Origin of the sequence: Streptomyces sp. NPDC057697, from assembly GCF_042799335.1 — a bacterium.
Lineage (GTDB): Bacteria > Actinomycetota > Actinomycetes > Streptomycetales > Streptomycetaceae > Streptomyces.
Genome location: NZ_JBHVJA010000012.1, coordinates 56,330 through 72,463 on the forward strand (window position 1 = coordinate 56,330; position 16,134 = coordinate 72,463).

The window sequence follows — 16,134 nt, forward strand, 5'->3', positions numbered from 1 at the left end:
GGGGCCCGGCAGGGGCCCGGAGACGGGCCGGTCGGCGTTCAGCGACATGGCAGCTCCGCCCCCACCGTCGTCGGGCCGCCCGGAGGGCTGTCGACCCGCAGGCGGCCGCCGACCGCCCGCACCCGGTCGGCCAGTCCCTGCAGCCCGTGCCCCTTGGCCAGGGCCGCTCCGCCCACCCCGTCGTCCGTCACCCGGATCCGCAGCACCCCGTCCGAGTGGCGCATCCCGACGGTGCACCGGCCGGCGTGGCTGTGCTTGGCCACGTTCGTCAGTGCCTCGGCGACCACGAAATAGGCCGCGGTCTCGACGGCCGCGTCGAGCCGCCCGTCGAGAGGGTCCGCGTCGAGCCCGACCGGCACGACACAGCGTGCGGCCAGGGCGGAGAGCGCCTCCCGCAGTCCCCGGTCGGTGAGGACCGGCGGGGCGATGCCCCGCGAGAGGGCCCGCAGCTCCTCCAGCGCCTCCTGGGTCTGGACCACCGCGTCGGCCAGTGCCGCCCGCACGAGCTCCGGGTCTCTGTCGAAGTTGTGCTGGGCACGGCCCAGTTCCATCGCCAGACGGACCAGCTGCTGCTGGGGACCGTCATGGATGTCGCGTTCGAGCCTGCGCAGCGCGGCCGTCTCGGCCGTCACCGCCGCGACGGCCTGCGCACGGGCGGTGTCGCGCTCCTGCTCCAGCCCGCTGATCCTGCGGTACAAGGCGGAGGTGCTGGACAGCAGCGCCTGCCCGAGACCCGCCTGGGCGGCGACGCACACCCGGGTCAGCAGCGGGAGGGTGCACAACAGCAGGACACCGACCGTGATCGCGAACACGACCCGGTCGGCGGGTGACGTCAGCCCCAGGCTCAGGGCGACGTGGGACTGGTCGCTGCCCGCGTACAGCGTCATGGGCCGCAACGACCCGGGCGTGACCTGGCTGCGCAGGGGGTACGTGAGGGTCGCGACGCCCACGAACCACCACAGGGCCGTCACCACGGAGGTGAGCAGTACGACGGGGAGCACGAACACCGCGTGCGCCAGGTCGAGCCACAGCCAGGGGTCCACCGCGTCGGCCTTCCCCTTGGGCCCCGGCCGCCGTCCCGCACCGGCCCGGGACCGGACCAGGCCGATCCGCCACCACTCCAGATCGCCGGGCCGGCGTGCGAGTGCCAGAGCCCGCCCGGCGACCGGTGACCACCTCGGCGACAGCGAACCGACCGTTCCGACGCCCAGGCCGCCGACCACCAGCAGCAGTCCGACGGCGGCGCTCAAGGGCGCGGTGAGGAGATACAGCGATTCCGCCAGCGTGCGACGCCCGGTACGAACGATGAGCCCGGCATGTGGCCGCCACCGAACCGCGGCCACGGAGGGCAACGACTCAACCATCCCCACAGCATAGTGTCGCCCCGGCCGAACCCCTGATCGACCGGTACGGGCCGGGGCGCACCACGAGGCCCGTACCGGAGGTCCGTGGACCCGTGGGTGTGCCGCCCGTTCACGCGGCGCGTTGTGCGGGCGGCGGACGCGCGCGAGGTCCGTGGTGACGGCGTTCGGCGCCGTCCGGGCGGACCGTGCTCCGCCCGCCGTTCGCCACCGGGCCGCAAGCCGGCCGTCGGGGCGCCGACCAGGGCGCCCCGACGGCCGGGGCGCCGCCCAGGCCACCGCGAACGCCGTGGTGACGGCCCGGTCGCCGCGAACGCCGGGAGGCCGGTCCGGGACCGTCGCACATCTGTCCGGCCGCCCGCCCGTCTGTCTCGTGGCCCACGCGGCGGTCCACCATGTTTCCGTGCACTGCCCGGGACCGGTCACGCGCGCCGACCGGGCCGCTCGACCGGTCCCGACCCGCCCCGCCCCGAGTCCGCCACCTCGCCGAAGGAGCCCACGCCGTGCCCGAGCAGCAGCCATTCGTCCTCGATCCCGCGGGCGCCGACCACCACGCCGAGCACCACGCCCTGCGCGCCCGAGGGGCGGCCACGCTCGTGGACATCCTCGGGGTGACCGCGTGGTCCGTCTCCGATCCCGTGCTCCTGAAACAACTCCTGATGCGCGCGGACGTCTCCAAGGACGCACGGGCACACTGGCCGGCCTTCGCCGACACGGTCACCACCTGGCCGCTCGCGCTCTGGGTGGCGGTCGACAACATGTTCACCGCCTACGGAAGCGACCACCGCCGACTGCGCCGCCTGGTCGCGCCGGCCCTGTCGGCGCGCCGGATCGCCGCTCTGGCACCCGTCGTCGAGAACCTCGTCACCGGCATCCTCGACGGCCTGGACGCCCTCCCGGCCGACGAGGTGGTCGACCTGCGCGAGCACGTGGCGCATCCACTGCCGATCGCGGTCATCGGGCACATGATGGGCCTCGACGCCGTGGAGGCGAACGGTCTCCGTACCGTGGTGGACCGGGTGTTCGCCACGACTCTCTCCGCCGAGGAGGCGGCGGCGAACACCGCGGATCTCTACCGGCTCTTCGACGAACTGATCGCCGCGAAGCGGTCCTCGCCCGGGGACGACATGACGTCCCTCCTGATCGCCACCCGGGACGAGGACGGCGACGGGAGCCTCCTGACCGAAGCCGAACTGCGCGGCACGCTCGTGCTGATGATCAGCGCCGGGTACGAGACGACCGTCAACGTCATCGACCAGGCGATCACCTCCCTCCTGGCCGACCCCGTGCAACTGGCCCACGTCCGCGCCCGCCGGTGCGGCTGGAACGATGTCGTGGAGGAGACGCTGCGCCACGAGCCGCCCATCAAGCACCTGCCCCTGCGCTTCGCCCGCACGGACATCCCGCTGCCCGGTGGGCAGACCATCCGGGCCGGGGACGCGATCCTCGCCTCCTACGCCGCCGCCAACCGCCACCCGGACCGGCACGGTGGGAACGCCGACCTCTTCGACGCCACCCGAACCGACAAGGACCACCTCGCCTTCGGGCACGGCGTCCACTTCTGCCTCGGCGCACCCCTCGCCCGCCTCGAAGTCGCCACCGTGCTGCGCCGGCTGTTCGCACGGTTTCCGGACGTACGACTCGCCGTGCCCGCCGACGAGTTGCGCCCGCTGCCCACCCTGATCAGCAACGGGCACGCCGAACTCCCCGTCCGCCTGCGGCCCTCATGACCCATGAGCGGGCGGGAGTTCGTCGCCCGTGCCGTCCCGCGCCGCCGCCGCTCCGCCGTGGTCGTGGCGGAGCCTTCAGCCGCCCAGGACCGGAGCGTCGTATCCGGCCCGGCGGGCGAGCTCCGTCAGCTCCTCGGCCCGTGCCGCCCGCAGACACACCACCGGGTAGCAGTCCGACCGGATGTCGAGGACGGCGAGCGCCGCGCCGACATCGCGGTAGTGCCGGCCGCAGGCCGTCAGGAACTCGTACGTCGGCAGGGCCATCTCGTCGGCGTCGAACAGCGCCCAGGGGTCCACGGACGGACGGGAGCCGAGCAGCGCCAACCGGGCCCGGATCTCCTGCGGATCCTCTTTCCAGTCGAATTCCGCGAGCAGCCGGTGATCGTGGAGCGCGTCCACGAGCGCTATCCACGCGAGCTCCGCGATGGGCTCGTCGATGCCCCGTTCGTCCAGCTGGTCCGCGTGCGTCCGCACGTACCCCTCGGGATCGTCGTAGGCGTGCAGCACCCTTTCGACGACGGCCGGACGGTTCGGCGCGAGAAGCGATGCCGTGGCCTCCAGCGAGGTGCGGACGGTGTCGGTGCCGGACATGTGTGTGCTCCTTGGACGGTGGTACGACCGGGCCGTCGTCCGGGCGAGGGCGTCCTCCCGGGCGTTCACTCAGAAGCCTGGCACAGGGGTATGACAACGGGCCTCGGGCGGACCTCACGTCCAGAGCTGTTCGCCCAGGGTCCCGGCGGACGCCGCGCCCGGCAGGACGTAGGCGACGGCCGAGGCCCGGTGCTGGAGGAACGGGGTGAGGGCGTCACGGGCGGCCAGCCGGTTCTGGACCCGGGTGAACTGCTCGGGGTCACGCATGAAGGCACAGAAGAGCAGGCCGCGGTCGGCCGGGCCGTCGTCGTAGCTGTAGCTGCGGCGGAGCATGCGGGCACCGCCGTCGAATCGGGGGCTGGCCAGGCGTACATGGGCGGTGGCGGGGATGACGTAGGAACCGTCGGGGTTCTTCGCGTAGATGTCCGGCTCGTCGTGTTCGGCGGTGCCGCCGAGGGCGACACCGTCGGCGGTACGGCGGCCGATCGCCCGGTCGCGCCGGCTCTCGGAGAGGGCCGCGAAGCCGCTGACGTCCATGCGGATCCGCCGGTAGACCAGAACGGTGCCGTTCCCATGGGCTCCGGAAGGGCCCCACACCCACTGCTCGGCCGACGCGTGATCGGGGTTGGCGGTGCCGTCCTTGGCGCCGAACAAGTTGCGCGGGGTGGTACCCGGGGCGGTGTGGGGCAGAAAGCCGGACTGCGTCCAGCGAGGCACGGCTCCAGCGGACCGGGCGGCCCCGTCGACGAGTTCGGCGACGACGGTGAGCGTCCAGCGGTCGGCCGCGCACAGTTGGACCAGGAGATCGCCGTTGCTCCGGCCCGGATCGAGACGGTCTCCGGGGAACGACGGCAACTCCCGCAGCGAGGCGGGGACATCGAGGCCGAGCCGGGCCGCGAGAGCGGGGCCGACGCCGACCAGGGAGGCGAGCCGGGTCGTGCCACCGCCTTCCAGCCGGGGATCCGGCGGGGTGTCGGAGGCGGCCGCCGCGAGCGTCCTGGTCAGCGCCCCCAGGACGCCGCCGAGGGCCTTGCGGCCGGTGGCGGCCGAGGACGGGGGAAGGTCGAACGAGAGCAGATGCGTCGACGGCTGCTGGGGCGCCGTCACACCCGCCTGCCGGGCGCCGTGGAAGGGGATCGCGGCCGCGGCCGCCGGGGCGCCGCCCGCGGCACGTCCGGCAGGCCGGTTGCCCCTCACCAGTTCGTCGGCCGCCGCACCGGCCCCGGCGGCCAGCACCGCCCCGGCAGCGAGCAGTGCCCGGCGCCGCCCGAGACCGGTTCCGGCGAGGCGGGACGGATCCTGCGCATTTCCCTGTTCGGTGGGCATAGGCCTATTGGAGACGATAAAACATCTGCCATGCAAACCCTGTCTGCGGAACGCCTGTTGAACCGACCGGCAGCCCCGGCGGCGGCGTTCCGGGCGGCGCTGCGCCTGTCGGCGCTGGTCGTCACGCTCGCCCTGGCGGCCACCGGCTGCTCCGGTTCGGAGCCGACGTCCGGCGATGCGCGGCATCCCGCGGGGAACGTGCTGCGCGTCCCGCAGGACTTCTCGTCGGTGCAGCAGGCCGTGGACGTGGCGCGCGCGGGCGAGACGGTGCTGATCGGACCGGGCGTGTACCGGGAGAGCGTGCGCGTCACCAAGCCACGGCTGGTGCTGCGCGGCACGGACCGCAACAAAGTGGTCTTCGACGGAGGGGTGCGCCGGGCCAACGGCATCACCGTGACCGGAGCCGGCTCCGTCGTCGAGAACCTCACCGTGCACGGATACCTCGCCAACGGCGTGCTGTTCACCGGCGTCACCGACGAGCGGTTGCAGCAGCGCGGCGCCGGCGGCTCCGCCTACGACCCGCTGGACACCACCCGCTTCCCTCCCGTGCGGGGCTTCCGCGCCACCCGGGTCACGGCCTACAACAACGGCCTGTACGGCATCTACGCCTTCGACGCGCGGGACGGAGTGATCGAGGACTCCTACGCCTCCGGGCACGCCGACTCCGGCATCTACGTCGGCCAGTGCAAGCCCTGCGGCACCGTCGTCCGCGGCAACACCGTGGAACGCAACGCGGTCGGCATCGAACTGACCAACGCCTCGGACGGCCTGTCGGTGCTGGGCAACCGTGTCGCCCGCAACCGGGTCGGTGTCACGGTCAACTCCAACGACCTGGAGGCCCTCGCACCGCAGCACGGCGCGGTGATCGCGGGCAACGTGGTCGCCGACAACAACGCCGCCGACACGCCGGAACAGGCGGACGGGGGCTTCGGTATCGGTATCGGCATCGGCGGCGGCACCGCGAACCGCGTCCAGCGCAACCTGGTCCGCGGCAACCGGGCGGCCGGAGTGGTCGTCACCGACCCGCCGGGGCACCCGGCGAGCGGCAATCGCGTCGAGGACAACCGCACCACCGGCAACGGCATCGACCTCGTGCTGGCCTCGGCCGACCCCGCGAACTGTTTCGCGGACAACCGGCCCGGCACCCAGAGCCCGAAGGGGCTGGAGGGGCGTGCGGGCTGCGGCACCCGCGGCCGGGGCGCGCTGCCCACCGGCCGGACCGCGTCGGTACAGGCGCCGCCCGGCGTTCCGTTCAGCCGGGTGCCGGCCCCGCCCGCCCAGCCGTCCATGCCGGACCCCACGGTCCCGGGCAGTCCGGCGACCGGCCTGCCGGGGGCCGTCGACGCCGACGCCTACCCGCTCCCGAAGGACGTGGACGCCGTGCCGCACGCCCGCCCGGTATGACCCCGTGGTGAGCCCGGCCCCGCGCACCGCGCCCCCGGAAACGGGAAACGAGGAGCGTCGTCGGCCCTCCCGGAGCCGGGCGCACCGGAGCCACGAGCTCAGCCGGATCCCCACGGCGCCCCGGGGAGCTTCGCGCGGCCGTCGCGCCCGGAGAACTCCACGCTGGTCGGAGTCCCCAGGCCCGGCATCCGCATGGTCACCCGCCGCAGCCCGCCGTCGGCGTCGACCCAGTACGTCAGCGGGGACCGGCCTTCGTCGGGACCCGTGCCGGGTGTGGCGCCCTGGGCGCGCGGCCCGGCGAACCTCTCGTACGCGCGCCCGTCGATGCGGTCGCTCCCCAGCAGCCGGGCTCCGGACTGTGCGAGCAGCAGCGGGTTGTCGGGCCGGTCCGCGCCGAGCCCGATCAGCAACTGGAGCCCGGCGTCCAGCGGATCGGAGGTGTAGGAGCGCGGGGACCAGCCCGAGCGGGGGATGTGCCCGGCCAGCTTCCAGGGTGGCCCGTCGTCGCCCTCGGGCGCGGGAGCCAGGCCGAGGCCGCCGGTGTCCCAGACGATCAGCCCGCGGTCGAGCCGCCCCGCGGCCGGTGTGGCGGCTTTGGAGGGACCAGAGGCACCGGTGACCTCGTAGCTCCCCACGGCCCGGTGGGTCCGGTAGTCGACGACCCCCTCGACCCGCACCACCACGGCGGCGCCCTCGGTGGCGGTCAGGACCACCTTCACGGGACTGGCCTGGTACAGATTCAGCCGCGACAACGCCAGCCTGGAGGCCTCGTCCATCGTCACCGGCCGTTCGGTGTCGGCGGTGTCGGAGCAGGCCCGGTAGACGGCCACACCGCCCACCGCGGCGCCGCACACCGCGATCGCGATCAGTGTTCTCCACCAGAGGGTCCGACGCGGCGTACGACCGTCGGCCTTCCTCTTCCGAGCCATGCGGTCGCCTTCTCTCATCGGTCGGTCACACAGGAGGGCGGGCTCGCGAACCGCTGGTCCGCGAACCCGCCCGAGCCGGCCCGGACGGTCACCGGGTCCGGCCGCCCCGTTCCGGGGCTTTCGGTACGCGCCCTAGAAGTGCCGTGCCCTTCGCCTGCGCATCAGTACGAACAGAGCCGCGCCGAGGACGGTGAGCGCGGCACAGCCGGCCAGGGCCAGCGAAACCAGCTGGCTCATGCCGGTGGCTGCCAGGCCCCCGTGGGACGGGTTGCCGGGGGAGCCCGGTGCCCCTGGTGCGCCCGGAGCGCCCGGCGAACCGGGTGAACCGGGCGTGCCCGGCGCCGATGCCGTGGGTGTGGGCGTCGGCGTCGGCTCGGTGGTGGGGAGCCGTCGGTTGACCGCCGTCACCGAGACCCCGTCGTCGAGGTTGTCGGTGGTCAGTTCCAGCGGTCCGAACACGGTCACGTCCGGCACGGCGTACCCCTTGGGAGGGCTGACCTCCTGCCAGTAGTACGTGCCCGGTGCGCCGGTGCCGTGGCAGTTGCCGTCGGTTCCGGTCACGCACGGTTCGCCGACCTTGGTGTCCGGTTCCGCCCCGGTGGTCTGCAACTCGTCGGAGCCGTTCGTCTCCTTCCACAGCTGGAATGTGGCCCGAGCCAGCGCTTTGCCGTCCTGGTCGTGCTTGACCAGCCGCAGCTCGCCTTCCTGTTGCCGGAAGCCGAAGTCGTAGGTGTGGTCGTTCTCCCCGGGGCCGCCGGTGGTCAACGCCCGTTCCGGGAAGCGCGCGTCGCGCGGGACGACGCCCTTGGAGTCGATGAAGTGGTTGTCGCCGACGTCGGCTTCCGTGGGCACCCATTGGTACAGCGGGCCGCCCTTGGCGTAGTCGTCGGGTTTGTCGAGGCGGATGGTGTACTTGGTCCTCGGCCGGAGGCCACCGGTGACGTTGGAGTCGTCGAAGTAGTACTCGCCGCGTGCCGTCGTCACGGTCGTGCCCACGAGCTCGCCCGACTCGTCGTACAGGTGCACGGTGGCCCCCGCCACCGGGTGTTGCCCCGGGCTCTGGACGCCCTTGCGCTCGGGGTCGTACCAGACCCGGTTGCCGATCTGGAGCGGCGCCTGGTCGCAGAGCACCTCCAGGTCGCCCATCGAGGCGCCCTTGCCGAACGGGGCGATGGTTCCGGGCGGGTTGAGGCGCAGGCCGGAGTTCGGGTCCTGCTTTCCGTCGCGCTTGACGAAGGTGGTGCCGTACCCGTAGGCGGTGCTGTTGGGGTCGAACCCGGAGGTCGCGATGGTGTCCTCGACCTTGGAGAACGCCATGCCCGCGAAGGACGCGTTGTGATGGGAACCCATCCGGCTGGTGTCGTAGAAGCGGGTGCCCCTGGGGGAGAGCCCGCAGCCGTTGTTGGTGTCCATCACGTACGACTCGCCCGACAGGCACGCCTTGTTCAGGTCACCGCCGGACAGGACGGTGGCGGCCGAGGTGGGCGTGGGCGCGGCCGGCGCACGGTCGGCGAAACGGTCCCGGAAGGCCAGCAGCATGGAACCGTCGGCCTCGAAGTCGATCTCGCCCAGCTCCGGTTCGGGCTGGGCCAGATAGTTCCGGCACGCCTGGCCGTTCTGGGAGGTCGGGTAGGTATTGGTCCAGGGGAACCAGCCCGCCCCGTCGCACGGGGGCGCGCCGACCGTGGACTGGCGCGGGTAGTCCAACGGCTGGTCCAGCACCGGCTTCTGGAACGCGCCGGTGTCGAGGTCGAAGGGCATGACCACCGCGCGCAGGTCCGAGAGCTTCCCGGTGGACTCGCCGGAGCACACCCCGCCGAGGTAGCCGAGGCCGTCGTGCAGGCCGAGGCCGAACGGACGCCAGTCCACCGCCGCCGGACAGCCCGGGTCCGGAATGGCGGTGACGGCCTCGGGCGCCGTCGCCGTCGCCACCGTGGCGTCGTAGCGGTAGAGCTTGCGGTCGTTGAGGTTGACGACGTACAGGTCCTTGCCGTCATCGGTGATCTTGATGCCGCCGAGGCTCTCCTTGCCGGGAGTGGCGAGGAAGGCGTCGTCGGTGCCCTGGCCGTGCGTGGTCGTCCCCGCGTCCGGGACGACGGTGAACAAGCCGGTCTTCTTCTGCGCGCGGTCGGTCACATAGATCCCACCGGGGCCGCCCGGACCGTAGTCCGTGGTGCGCTTGGCCAGCGCCGAGGAGAACACGCGCTTGTCCGCCTTGTTCCACGCGATGCCGAACAGGGTGCCGGTCTCGGTGTCGGTGGCGATGTCGGTGACGTCGACATCGACGCCGTCCTGGCCGCGTGCGTCGTACGGGAAGGAGACCAGCGTGCGCTGCGACCCGCCCTCGCGCGTGGCGGGCTGACATGTCGTCACCAGCGGGGCGTTCTTCTGGCAGTAGTCACCCGGGCTCCACAACCCCGTGGTGTACGCCACGTTCTTCTCGCCCGAGAGGTCGACGAACTCCTCGTTGCTGCTCAACTGGTCGGGCGCACCGTCCAGTCCCCGGCGCGAGGCGAAGGCCGGGAACATGACACCCGGCTTCGGATTCACCACCTGCACCCGGTACGTACCGCCGCCGGCCGAGTCCTCCGCCGGGGTCAGCGTCACGGTGCCGTCCGCCGCCGTGACCCCCTCGACGCCCTTCCCGGCGTCGTCGGTGAGTGTCACCTTGACGCCGGCGAGGCCCGGTTCCAGCGCGGGGGTCCACACTCCGCTGTTGTCGACGGCCCGGATCACCCGGACCGTCACCGATCCGTTTTCCGTCTGTGAGTGCGCCGCGGGCGCCGCGGCTAACGAGCTGCTACCGATTCCCAAGGCGAGCGCGGCCAGACAACCGGCGGTGCGACGACCGGGCATGCCCGGCCTTCGCCGGCGCGGCTCCGGCGCGGCCCCCTTCACATGTTCATTCGTAGATGCCATCTCCTGCTCTCAGCATTCGGAAGGGCCTGATGCCCTGCTCGTGAGGGAGTACATAGAGATGCGGAGAACCGCCTCGGCAGCGATCTTAGAAGGGCTTTGGCCATGATCGTGGCGGAATGGCGAACTTGTCCTGCACCGAATTCCCACGCGGTGGTTCCCGGGTGCGCCACGGGTGGGCGGTGATGTGGTGAGCGAGGCCCACGGTGCTGTCGCACCGTTCGTCGCGGTCGCGAACGCCTTCCGTTTTCCGGCCGTTGCGGAGCGGCGGACCGTTGCCCGGGGCGCGCTGTCGGACGATCCCCGGGAGCGGATCGGCGCCGCGACGAGGGGGCGGGGAGGCGAGCGCCCCGCCGGTGACCGTCGATCACCGCTCGCAGGTCCGGGGTGCTGCTGCCGGTCCGGTCACGGCGCGCGCCGCCCGTGCCGACGTCCGCCCGACGGGCGGCGCCGACGGCGCCGGGACTCACCCGATTCCGTACAGGTGCTCCGTGACCGTCCCGGGGGACGACCCCGTGCGCCGTCCGGCCCGTTTCCGCACCGGCCTCGTCGGGCGAGGGGAACGCGGCGGCACGGAACCGTACGACGTCCCCCGCCTGGACCACCCGGGCGGGTGCCGGGCGGCCCGGCGTCCCGTCCCGTCCTGGTGGGCCGCCCCGGCCGTGCCGCGCCCTCATCCTCCCCTCCGCCGTTGGGCCGACCGGCCCGTTCCCGTGACCCGCCCGGCCCCTGCCCGCCGTCCTTCGCGCTGCGGGGTGGGGCGACGAGGCCGGATCATGGCGGGAGGCGCCCCACGTGAGGAGAGACCATGGACAGCACCGGACCGAGCGTGACCGTGACAGGGCCGGTCGTGGTCGGCACCGACGGTTCCGACCACGCGACGCGGGCCGTGCGGTGGGCCGCCGGTGAGGCGGCGGGCCGCGGCCGTCCCCTGCGGATCGTGTACGCGACCGGGACGAGCCACGGTGGTCTCTACCTCTCCCCGCAGGACATCCGGCAGATCGACGAGTTCGCGGAGGGCGTGCTGGAGAAGGCCGCCGCACTCGCACGCCGGCTCGCTCCCGACATCCCCGTGACGACGGCCCTGTGCGAGGACGAGACGACGCCCTCTCTGCTCGGCGAGGCCGGTCCCGACGCGACGATCGTGGTCGGCTCCCGTGGACGCGGGGGTTTCGCCTCCCTGCTGGTCGGCTCGGACTCGCTCCGGGTGGCCGCACGCTCCCCCCTCCCGGTGGTCGTCGTGCCGAGCGGCGACGACCGGGACCCGGCCGGTGTGGTGCTGGCCGCCGTACGGGACGAGCACGACCGGGAGACGCTGCGCGTCGCCGCGGCTCTGGCAGCGCGGCGAGGCGCCACGCTGGACGTGCTCAACGCCTGGGTCTTCCTGGAGAACATGGGCAGCATGGTGACGATGCTGGACGGTGTGGACCGGCTCACCGACGAGCGGGCGAGCGAGACCGCCCGGCTCGTCGCGCCCGTGCGCGAGGAGTTCTTGGACCTCGCCGTCACCGAGCACACGGTTCGGACCGGATCCGTCTCCGAGGCGCTCGTGACGGCGACCGCCGACGCCGACATGATCGTCATCGGCTCCCGTCGGCGTTCCCACCCCATCGGTTCCCCGCTCGGCCGTGTGACGCACGCCGTCCTGCACCACGCGCAGTGCCCGGTCGTCCTCGTACCCCACGCCTGAGCGCCTCGCGGCCCCGGTCAGTGGGTGTGCGGGACGACGGCCACGGGACAGGACGCGTAGTGCAGCACCGAGTGGTCCACCGGGCCGAGGCGCGGACCGCGGTGACCACCGGAACGGTGCGCGCCGACGACCAGGATCTCCGCTCCGTCCGCCTCCTCGATGAGTACCTGGTGCACGGGGCCCTGCACCACGGACCGGTGCACATCGGCTCCGGGCCCGGACCGTTCGAGCACGGCCAGGACGTCTTCGAGGTGTTCCTCGGCCTTCTCGCGGTGGGCGGCGGCCGGGGAGCCCACGAGGAGCGGATGGTCCGCGGTCTCGTGGGCGGGACACCGCCAGGCGCGTACGGCGATCAGCTCGCCGTGCCGCGACACCGCCTGGGCGAGCGCGAACCGGGCGGCCGCGGACGGCCCCGGCGCGTCACCGATGCCGACGACGACGCGGCCCGGCCTCGGAGGGGCGTCCGGTGCGGCCGCCGGCGTGACGACGACCGGGCAGTGGGCCCGGCCCGCGAGGGCGAGGCTCACGGACCCCAGGAGCATCCCGGCCACCCGGCCCCGGCCCCGTGAGCCCAGGACGACCAGGGTCGCCTCATGGCTCTCGCGCACCAGCACGTCGACCGGATCCTCGGGCTGTACACCGGCGACCACCCGCACGTCCGAGTGGAGGCGCTGAACCCGTTCCTGCGCGGACGCGACGAGATGCTCGGCGAGGACCTGCTCGGCCGGACGGTCGGTGTCGAAGGTGGGGCGCATGCCTTCGTAGTGCTCCCACAACGAGGCATGGACGACGCGCAGCGGAAGCCCCGAGCGCGCCGCTTCCGCAGCGGCCCAGTCCAGGGCGCGGAGACTGCCCTCGGATCCGTCCACTCCGACGACTATCGGGAGCTGCATGGCTCCCACCGCCTTTCCTGCTCGGATGGCTGCCTGCCGCGACGCGCGGTCACCGTTCCCGCGAGGCCGGTGCGCTGTCTTCCAGTGCTTCGGTGAGCACGGGGTCTCCCGGACGCGGGGAAGGGGCGCTGTCTCCAGCATGGACCGGATCGCCGACCGGCACGCGGGGACCTTCCCCGTCACCGAGGCGTCGCACGGCGGCCGCGCCCGGTTGCGGCGGCGCGGGTCTGCGAAACCCTGGAAGAGGCCGCGGTCGAGAAGGACGCGGGTGTGATCGCTCCCGATGAGGAACGTGCTGCCGGTGGCGGCCCGGACGCCGCCGCGAAGCGCGGCGGCGCGGTTCCCGGCGCGGGAGCGGTCGGGTGTCCTTCTGCCTCGGACGGGGCGGTGCCCCTTCCTCGGTGGGTTCCCCGTGGGTGGGACGGGAGGGGCCCGGCGGGGGCGGCCACGGCCCACGCGGAGCAACGCCCCGAGCCGTGTCGGCCCGGGGCGCGGGACCTACGTACGGAGACACGGAGGAGGGCGGCATCGTGAAAGCACTCGCTGCCGCGGACACCGGTGCGCCCGAGGCGGTGCCGGGAGGACCCCCGCGCCCCGGGACCATCGCCCCGGCCCGGCCATGAGCACCGCAACCACCTGGGACTTCAACGGCTACGACCCCGGGGCGGAGCGGACGGTCGAAGCCCTGTGCACGCTGGGCAACGGCAGATTCGCCACCAGGGGCGCCGCCCCCGAGTCGCCCGCCGACGCGGTCCACTACCCCGGCACCTACGCGGCCGGCTGCTACGACCGGCTCTTCTCGGACGTCGCGGGGGAGCGGGTCGGCAACGAGGACATGGTCAACCTGCCCGACTGGACCCGGCTGCGCTACCGCTGCCTGCCGGACGACGGGCCCGCGGGCGACTGGCTCACCACCGATCACCCGAGCCTGCGGCGCTACCGGGTCTCGCTCGATCTGCGCGGCGGCGTCCTCACCCGCCGCCTGCTCTTCCAGGACGGCGACGGGCGACGGCTCGGCGTCGTCCACACCAGGCTCGTCCACATGGGCGACCCGTACCTCGCCGCCCAGAGAACGACCTTCCACGGCCACGGCTGGAGCGGGGCGGTGGAGGTCGAGTCCGTCATCGACGGTGACGTCACCAACAGCGGCGTCGAACGGTACCGGGGACTCGACGGACATCACCTCACCGACCACCGCGCCGGGGCCGGTGCGGACGGTGTGGCCTGGCTGTCCTGCCGGACCCGTTCGTCCGGGATCCGGATCGCCGTCGCCGTGCGCACGTCGTCGCGGCCCCTCGTCGCGGTGGAGCCGAACTGTACCGGCACCGGGACGGTCCACGCGTTCAGGCTGCCGCTCCGCCCCGGGCGTACCGCCGCCGTGGTGAAGTGCGCCGCGCTGTACACCTCGCTGGACCGCCCCGCGGGCGACCCGCTGCCGCTCGCCTTCGAGGACGCGTCGCACAGCGCGCCGTTCGACGCGCTGCTGGCCTCCCACCGCGCGGCCTGGGAACGCCTGTGGAGCCAGGGCGAATTGAAGGCTCCCGGCGAAGCGGGCCGCATCCTTCGGCTCCACTTCTTCCACCTCCTGCAGACCCTGTCCCCGCACACGGCCGAGCTGGACGTCGGAGTGCCCGCCAGGGGACTGCACGGCGAGGCGTACCGGGGACACGTCTTCTGGGACGAGCTGTTCGTACTGCCCTGCCTCACCCTGCACTTCCCGGAAGTGGCACGGGGCCTGCTCATGTACCGGCACCGCCGTCTGCCCGCGGCCCGGGACGCGGCCCGCAGGGCGGGCCTGCGAGGAGCGATGTTCCCCTGGCAGAGCGGGAGTTCGGGCGCGGAGGAGACCCAGACACTGCATCTCAACCCCCGCTCCGGCCGCTGGCTCCCCGACCATTCCCACCTCCAGCGACACGTCGGATCGGCCATCGCCTGGAACGCGTGGCGGTACGGCCGGAGCACCGGCGACACCGGATTCGCCGAAGGACCGGGCGCGGAGCTGCTGCTCGGCATCGCCGCGTACTGGGGCGCGGCGGCCACCTACGACGCCGACCGGGGGCGCTACCGCATCCTCGGCGTGGTCGGACCGGACGAGTACCACGACGCCTACCCCGGGGCCGCCGCGCCCGGGATCGACGACAACGCGTACACCAATGTGTCCGCGGCCTGGGTGCTCGCCCGCGCCCTGGAGGTGTTCGGAGGACTTCCCGGGGCACGTCGACGGGAGCTGGCCGAGCGGCTCGGTCTGGACGACGGGACCCTGAGCCTCTGGGAGGACATGTCCCGGAGGCTGTACGTGCCGTTCCACGGCGGTGTCATCAGCCAGTTCGAGGGCTATGGCGAGCTGTCCGAACTGGACTGGGACGCCTACCGCTCCCGCTACGGCGACATCCGCCGGCTCGACCGGATCCTGGAGTCCGAGGGAGACACGGTCAACCGCTATCAGGTGTCCAAGCAGGCGGACACACTCATGCTCGGCTATCTCTTCCGCCCTGCCGAGCTGCGGTCCCTGTTCGGCCGCCTCGGATACCGGCTCGACGACGAACTGTGGCGCGCGACGGTCGACTACTACCTGGCCCGCACCTGTCATGGTTCGACCCTGAGCAGCCTGGTGCACGGCTGGGTGCTCGCGCGCGAGCAGGGCCCGGACGCCTGGCGGTACTGCGAGGAGGCCCTCCTCAGCGATGTGGCGGATGTCCAGGGCGGCACCACCGGCGAAGGCATCCACCTCGGCGCCATGGCCGGAACCCTCGATCTCCTCGAACGGGGCATCACCGGGCTCCAGACGGGACCGGACGGGCTCCGTGCCGACCCGATCCCGCTCCGGGAGGTACCGCGCTGCTCATTCACGTTCTGCTACCGCGGACACCGAGGCATCCGGGTCCGGCTGCTGCCGGGCCGACTGGGGATCCGCGTGCCGCGCTCGCAGCAGGCCGCTGCTCCGCTGACCGTGTGCCTGCCCGGCGAGCGGAAGGTGACCGTGGCCGCGGGGGAGGAACACTGGTTCCGGCTGCACGAGCGCTGACCCCGGGTGTGCCCGCCGCGCCCCCGAGCGGGCCCGCCCTGCGGGCGGACGACGCCACATTCGACACCGGCCGCGGGATCCTTCGTTCGGATCGGACCGGATCGATACCGGGGCATGCGGGCCGAGACCGATACGGGGCATGCGAGCCGACATGATGCGGATGAGGGGCCCCAGACGCTGTCTTCGAACTGCCGTCTGCCGGGCGACGCCCGGCACGCACGCTCGCCGTGTTGTCGCGATCACCTCGATACATCCAGTATCGGGGCGGC

At 73.1% G+C, this 16,134-nt stretch carries 10 protein-coding genes; 4 read left to right on the forward strand and 6 right to left on the reverse strand.

All coding sequences use genetic code 11. From position 1 onward, the window contains the following. Positions 1–38 precede the first annotated feature (38 nt). Positions 39–1,364, reverse strand: coding sequence for a histidine kinase (locus ACFVFH_RS27255; protein ID WP_383773300.1), 1,326 nt, complete (start codon positions 1,362–1,364; stop codon positions 39–41). A 500-nt stretch (positions 1,365–1,864) separates the two neighbouring features. Between ACFVFH_RS27255 and ACFVFH_RS27260 the strand changes: the two genes are divergently transcribed. Then, positions 1,865–3,091, forward strand: a complete 1,227-nt coding sequence (locus ACFVFH_RS27260; RefSeq protein WP_383773302.1) for a cytochrome P450 — start codon at positions 1,865–1,867, stop codon at positions 3,089–3,091. 75 nt (positions 3,092–3,166) lie between these two features. On the opposite strand, the gene ACFVFH_RS27265 is transcribed toward ACFVFH_RS27260, so the two are convergent. Together ACFVFH_RS27265 and ACFVFH_RS27270 are read right to left on the reverse strand one after the other, a co-directional pair. Further along, complete coding sequence (locus tag ACFVFH_RS27265) at positions 3,167–3,682, reverse strand: DUF6630 family protein (RefSeq protein ID WP_383773304.1); 516 nt, start codon at positions 3,680–3,682, stop codon at positions 3,167–3,169. 114 nt (positions 3,683–3,796) lie between these two features. Further along, entirely contained in the window at positions 3,797–5,008 is a 1,212-nt protein-coding gene (locus ACFVFH_RS27270; RefSeq protein WP_383773306.1) for a Dyp-type peroxidase, read from the reverse strand. A gap of 57 nt (positions 5,009–5,065) precedes the next feature. On the opposite strand from ACFVFH_RS27270, the gene ACFVFH_RS27275 reads away from it, so the two are divergent. Further along, positions 5,066–6,412 (forward strand): right-handed parallel beta-helix repeat-containing protein, encoded by a 1,347-nt coding sequence (locus ACFVFH_RS27275; protein WP_383773308.1) that lies wholly within the window; start codon positions 5,066–5,068, stop codon positions 6,410–6,412. A gap of 98 nt (positions 6,413–6,510) precedes the next feature. Here the strand turns inward: ACFVFH_RS27275 and ACFVFH_RS27280 are convergent, their stop codons facing one another. Next, entirely contained in the window at positions 6,511–7,341 is an 831-nt protein-coding gene (locus ACFVFH_RS27280) for a hypothetical protein (RefSeq protein WP_383773310.1), read from the reverse strand. 132 nt (positions 7,342–7,473) lie between these two features. After that, positions 7,474–10,089: an SdrD B-like domain-containing protein gene (locus ACFVFH_RS27285; RefSeq protein ID WP_383773312.1), complete on the reverse strand. Its 2,616-nt coding sequence runs from the start codon at positions 10,087–10,089 to the stop codon at positions 7,474–7,476. A gap of 976 nt (positions 10,090–11,065) precedes the next feature. Here ACFVFH_RS27285 and ACFVFH_RS27290 point away from each other — a divergent pair. After that, a complete protein-coding gene (locus tag ACFVFH_RS27290; protein WP_383773314.1) occupies positions 11,066–11,947 on the forward strand; it encodes a universal stress protein in 882 nt (293 codons plus the stop codon). 17 nt (positions 11,948–11,964) lie between these two features. On the opposite strand, the gene ACFVFH_RS27295 is transcribed toward ACFVFH_RS27290, so the two are convergent. Beyond that, positions 11,965–12,840, reverse strand: coding sequence for a universal stress protein (locus tag ACFVFH_RS27295; RefSeq protein ID WP_383773316.1), 876 nt, complete (start codon positions 12,838–12,840; stop codon positions 11,965–11,967). A gap of 619 nt (positions 12,841–13,459) precedes the next feature. Between ACFVFH_RS27295 and ACFVFH_RS27300 the strand changes: the two genes are divergently transcribed. Further along, a complete protein-coding gene (locus ACFVFH_RS27300; RefSeq protein WP_383773318.1) occupies positions 13,460–15,865 on the forward strand; it encodes a glycoside hydrolase family 65 protein in 2,406 nt (801 codons plus the stop codon). The last annotated feature ends 269 nt before the right edge of the window (positions 15,866–16,134 follow it).

Bases quoted from the DNA above. Each gene is read 5' to 3' on its own strand.
- ACFVFH_RS27300 (WP_383773318.1), top strand. From the start codon at position 13,460: ATGAGCACCGCAACCACCTGGGACTTCAACGGCTACGACCCCGGGGCG.
- ACFVFH_RS27270 (WP_383773306.1), bottom strand. From the start codon at position 5,008: ATGCCCACCGAACAGGGAAATGCGCAGGATCCGTCCCGCCTCGCCGGA.
- ACFVFH_RS27290 (WP_383773314.1), top strand. From the start codon at position 11,066: ATGGACAGCACCGGACCGAGCGTGACCGTGACAGGGCCGGTCGTGGTC.
- ACFVFH_RS27280 (WP_383773310.1), bottom strand. From the start codon at position 7,341: ATGGCTCGGAAGAGGAAGGCCGACGGTCGTACGCCGCGTCGGACCCTC.
- ACFVFH_RS27295 (WP_383773316.1), bottom strand. From the start codon at position 12,840: ATGCAGCTCCCGATAGTCGTCGGAGTGGACGGATCCGAGGGCAGTCTC.
- ACFVFH_RS27265 (WP_383773304.1), bottom strand. From the start codon at position 3,682: ATGTCCGGCACCGACACCGTCCGCACCTCGCTGGAGGCCACGGCATCG.
- ACFVFH_RS27255 (WP_383773300.1), bottom strand. From the start codon at position 1,364: ATGGTTGAGTCGTTGCCCTCCGTGGCCGCGGTTCGGTGGCGGCCACAT.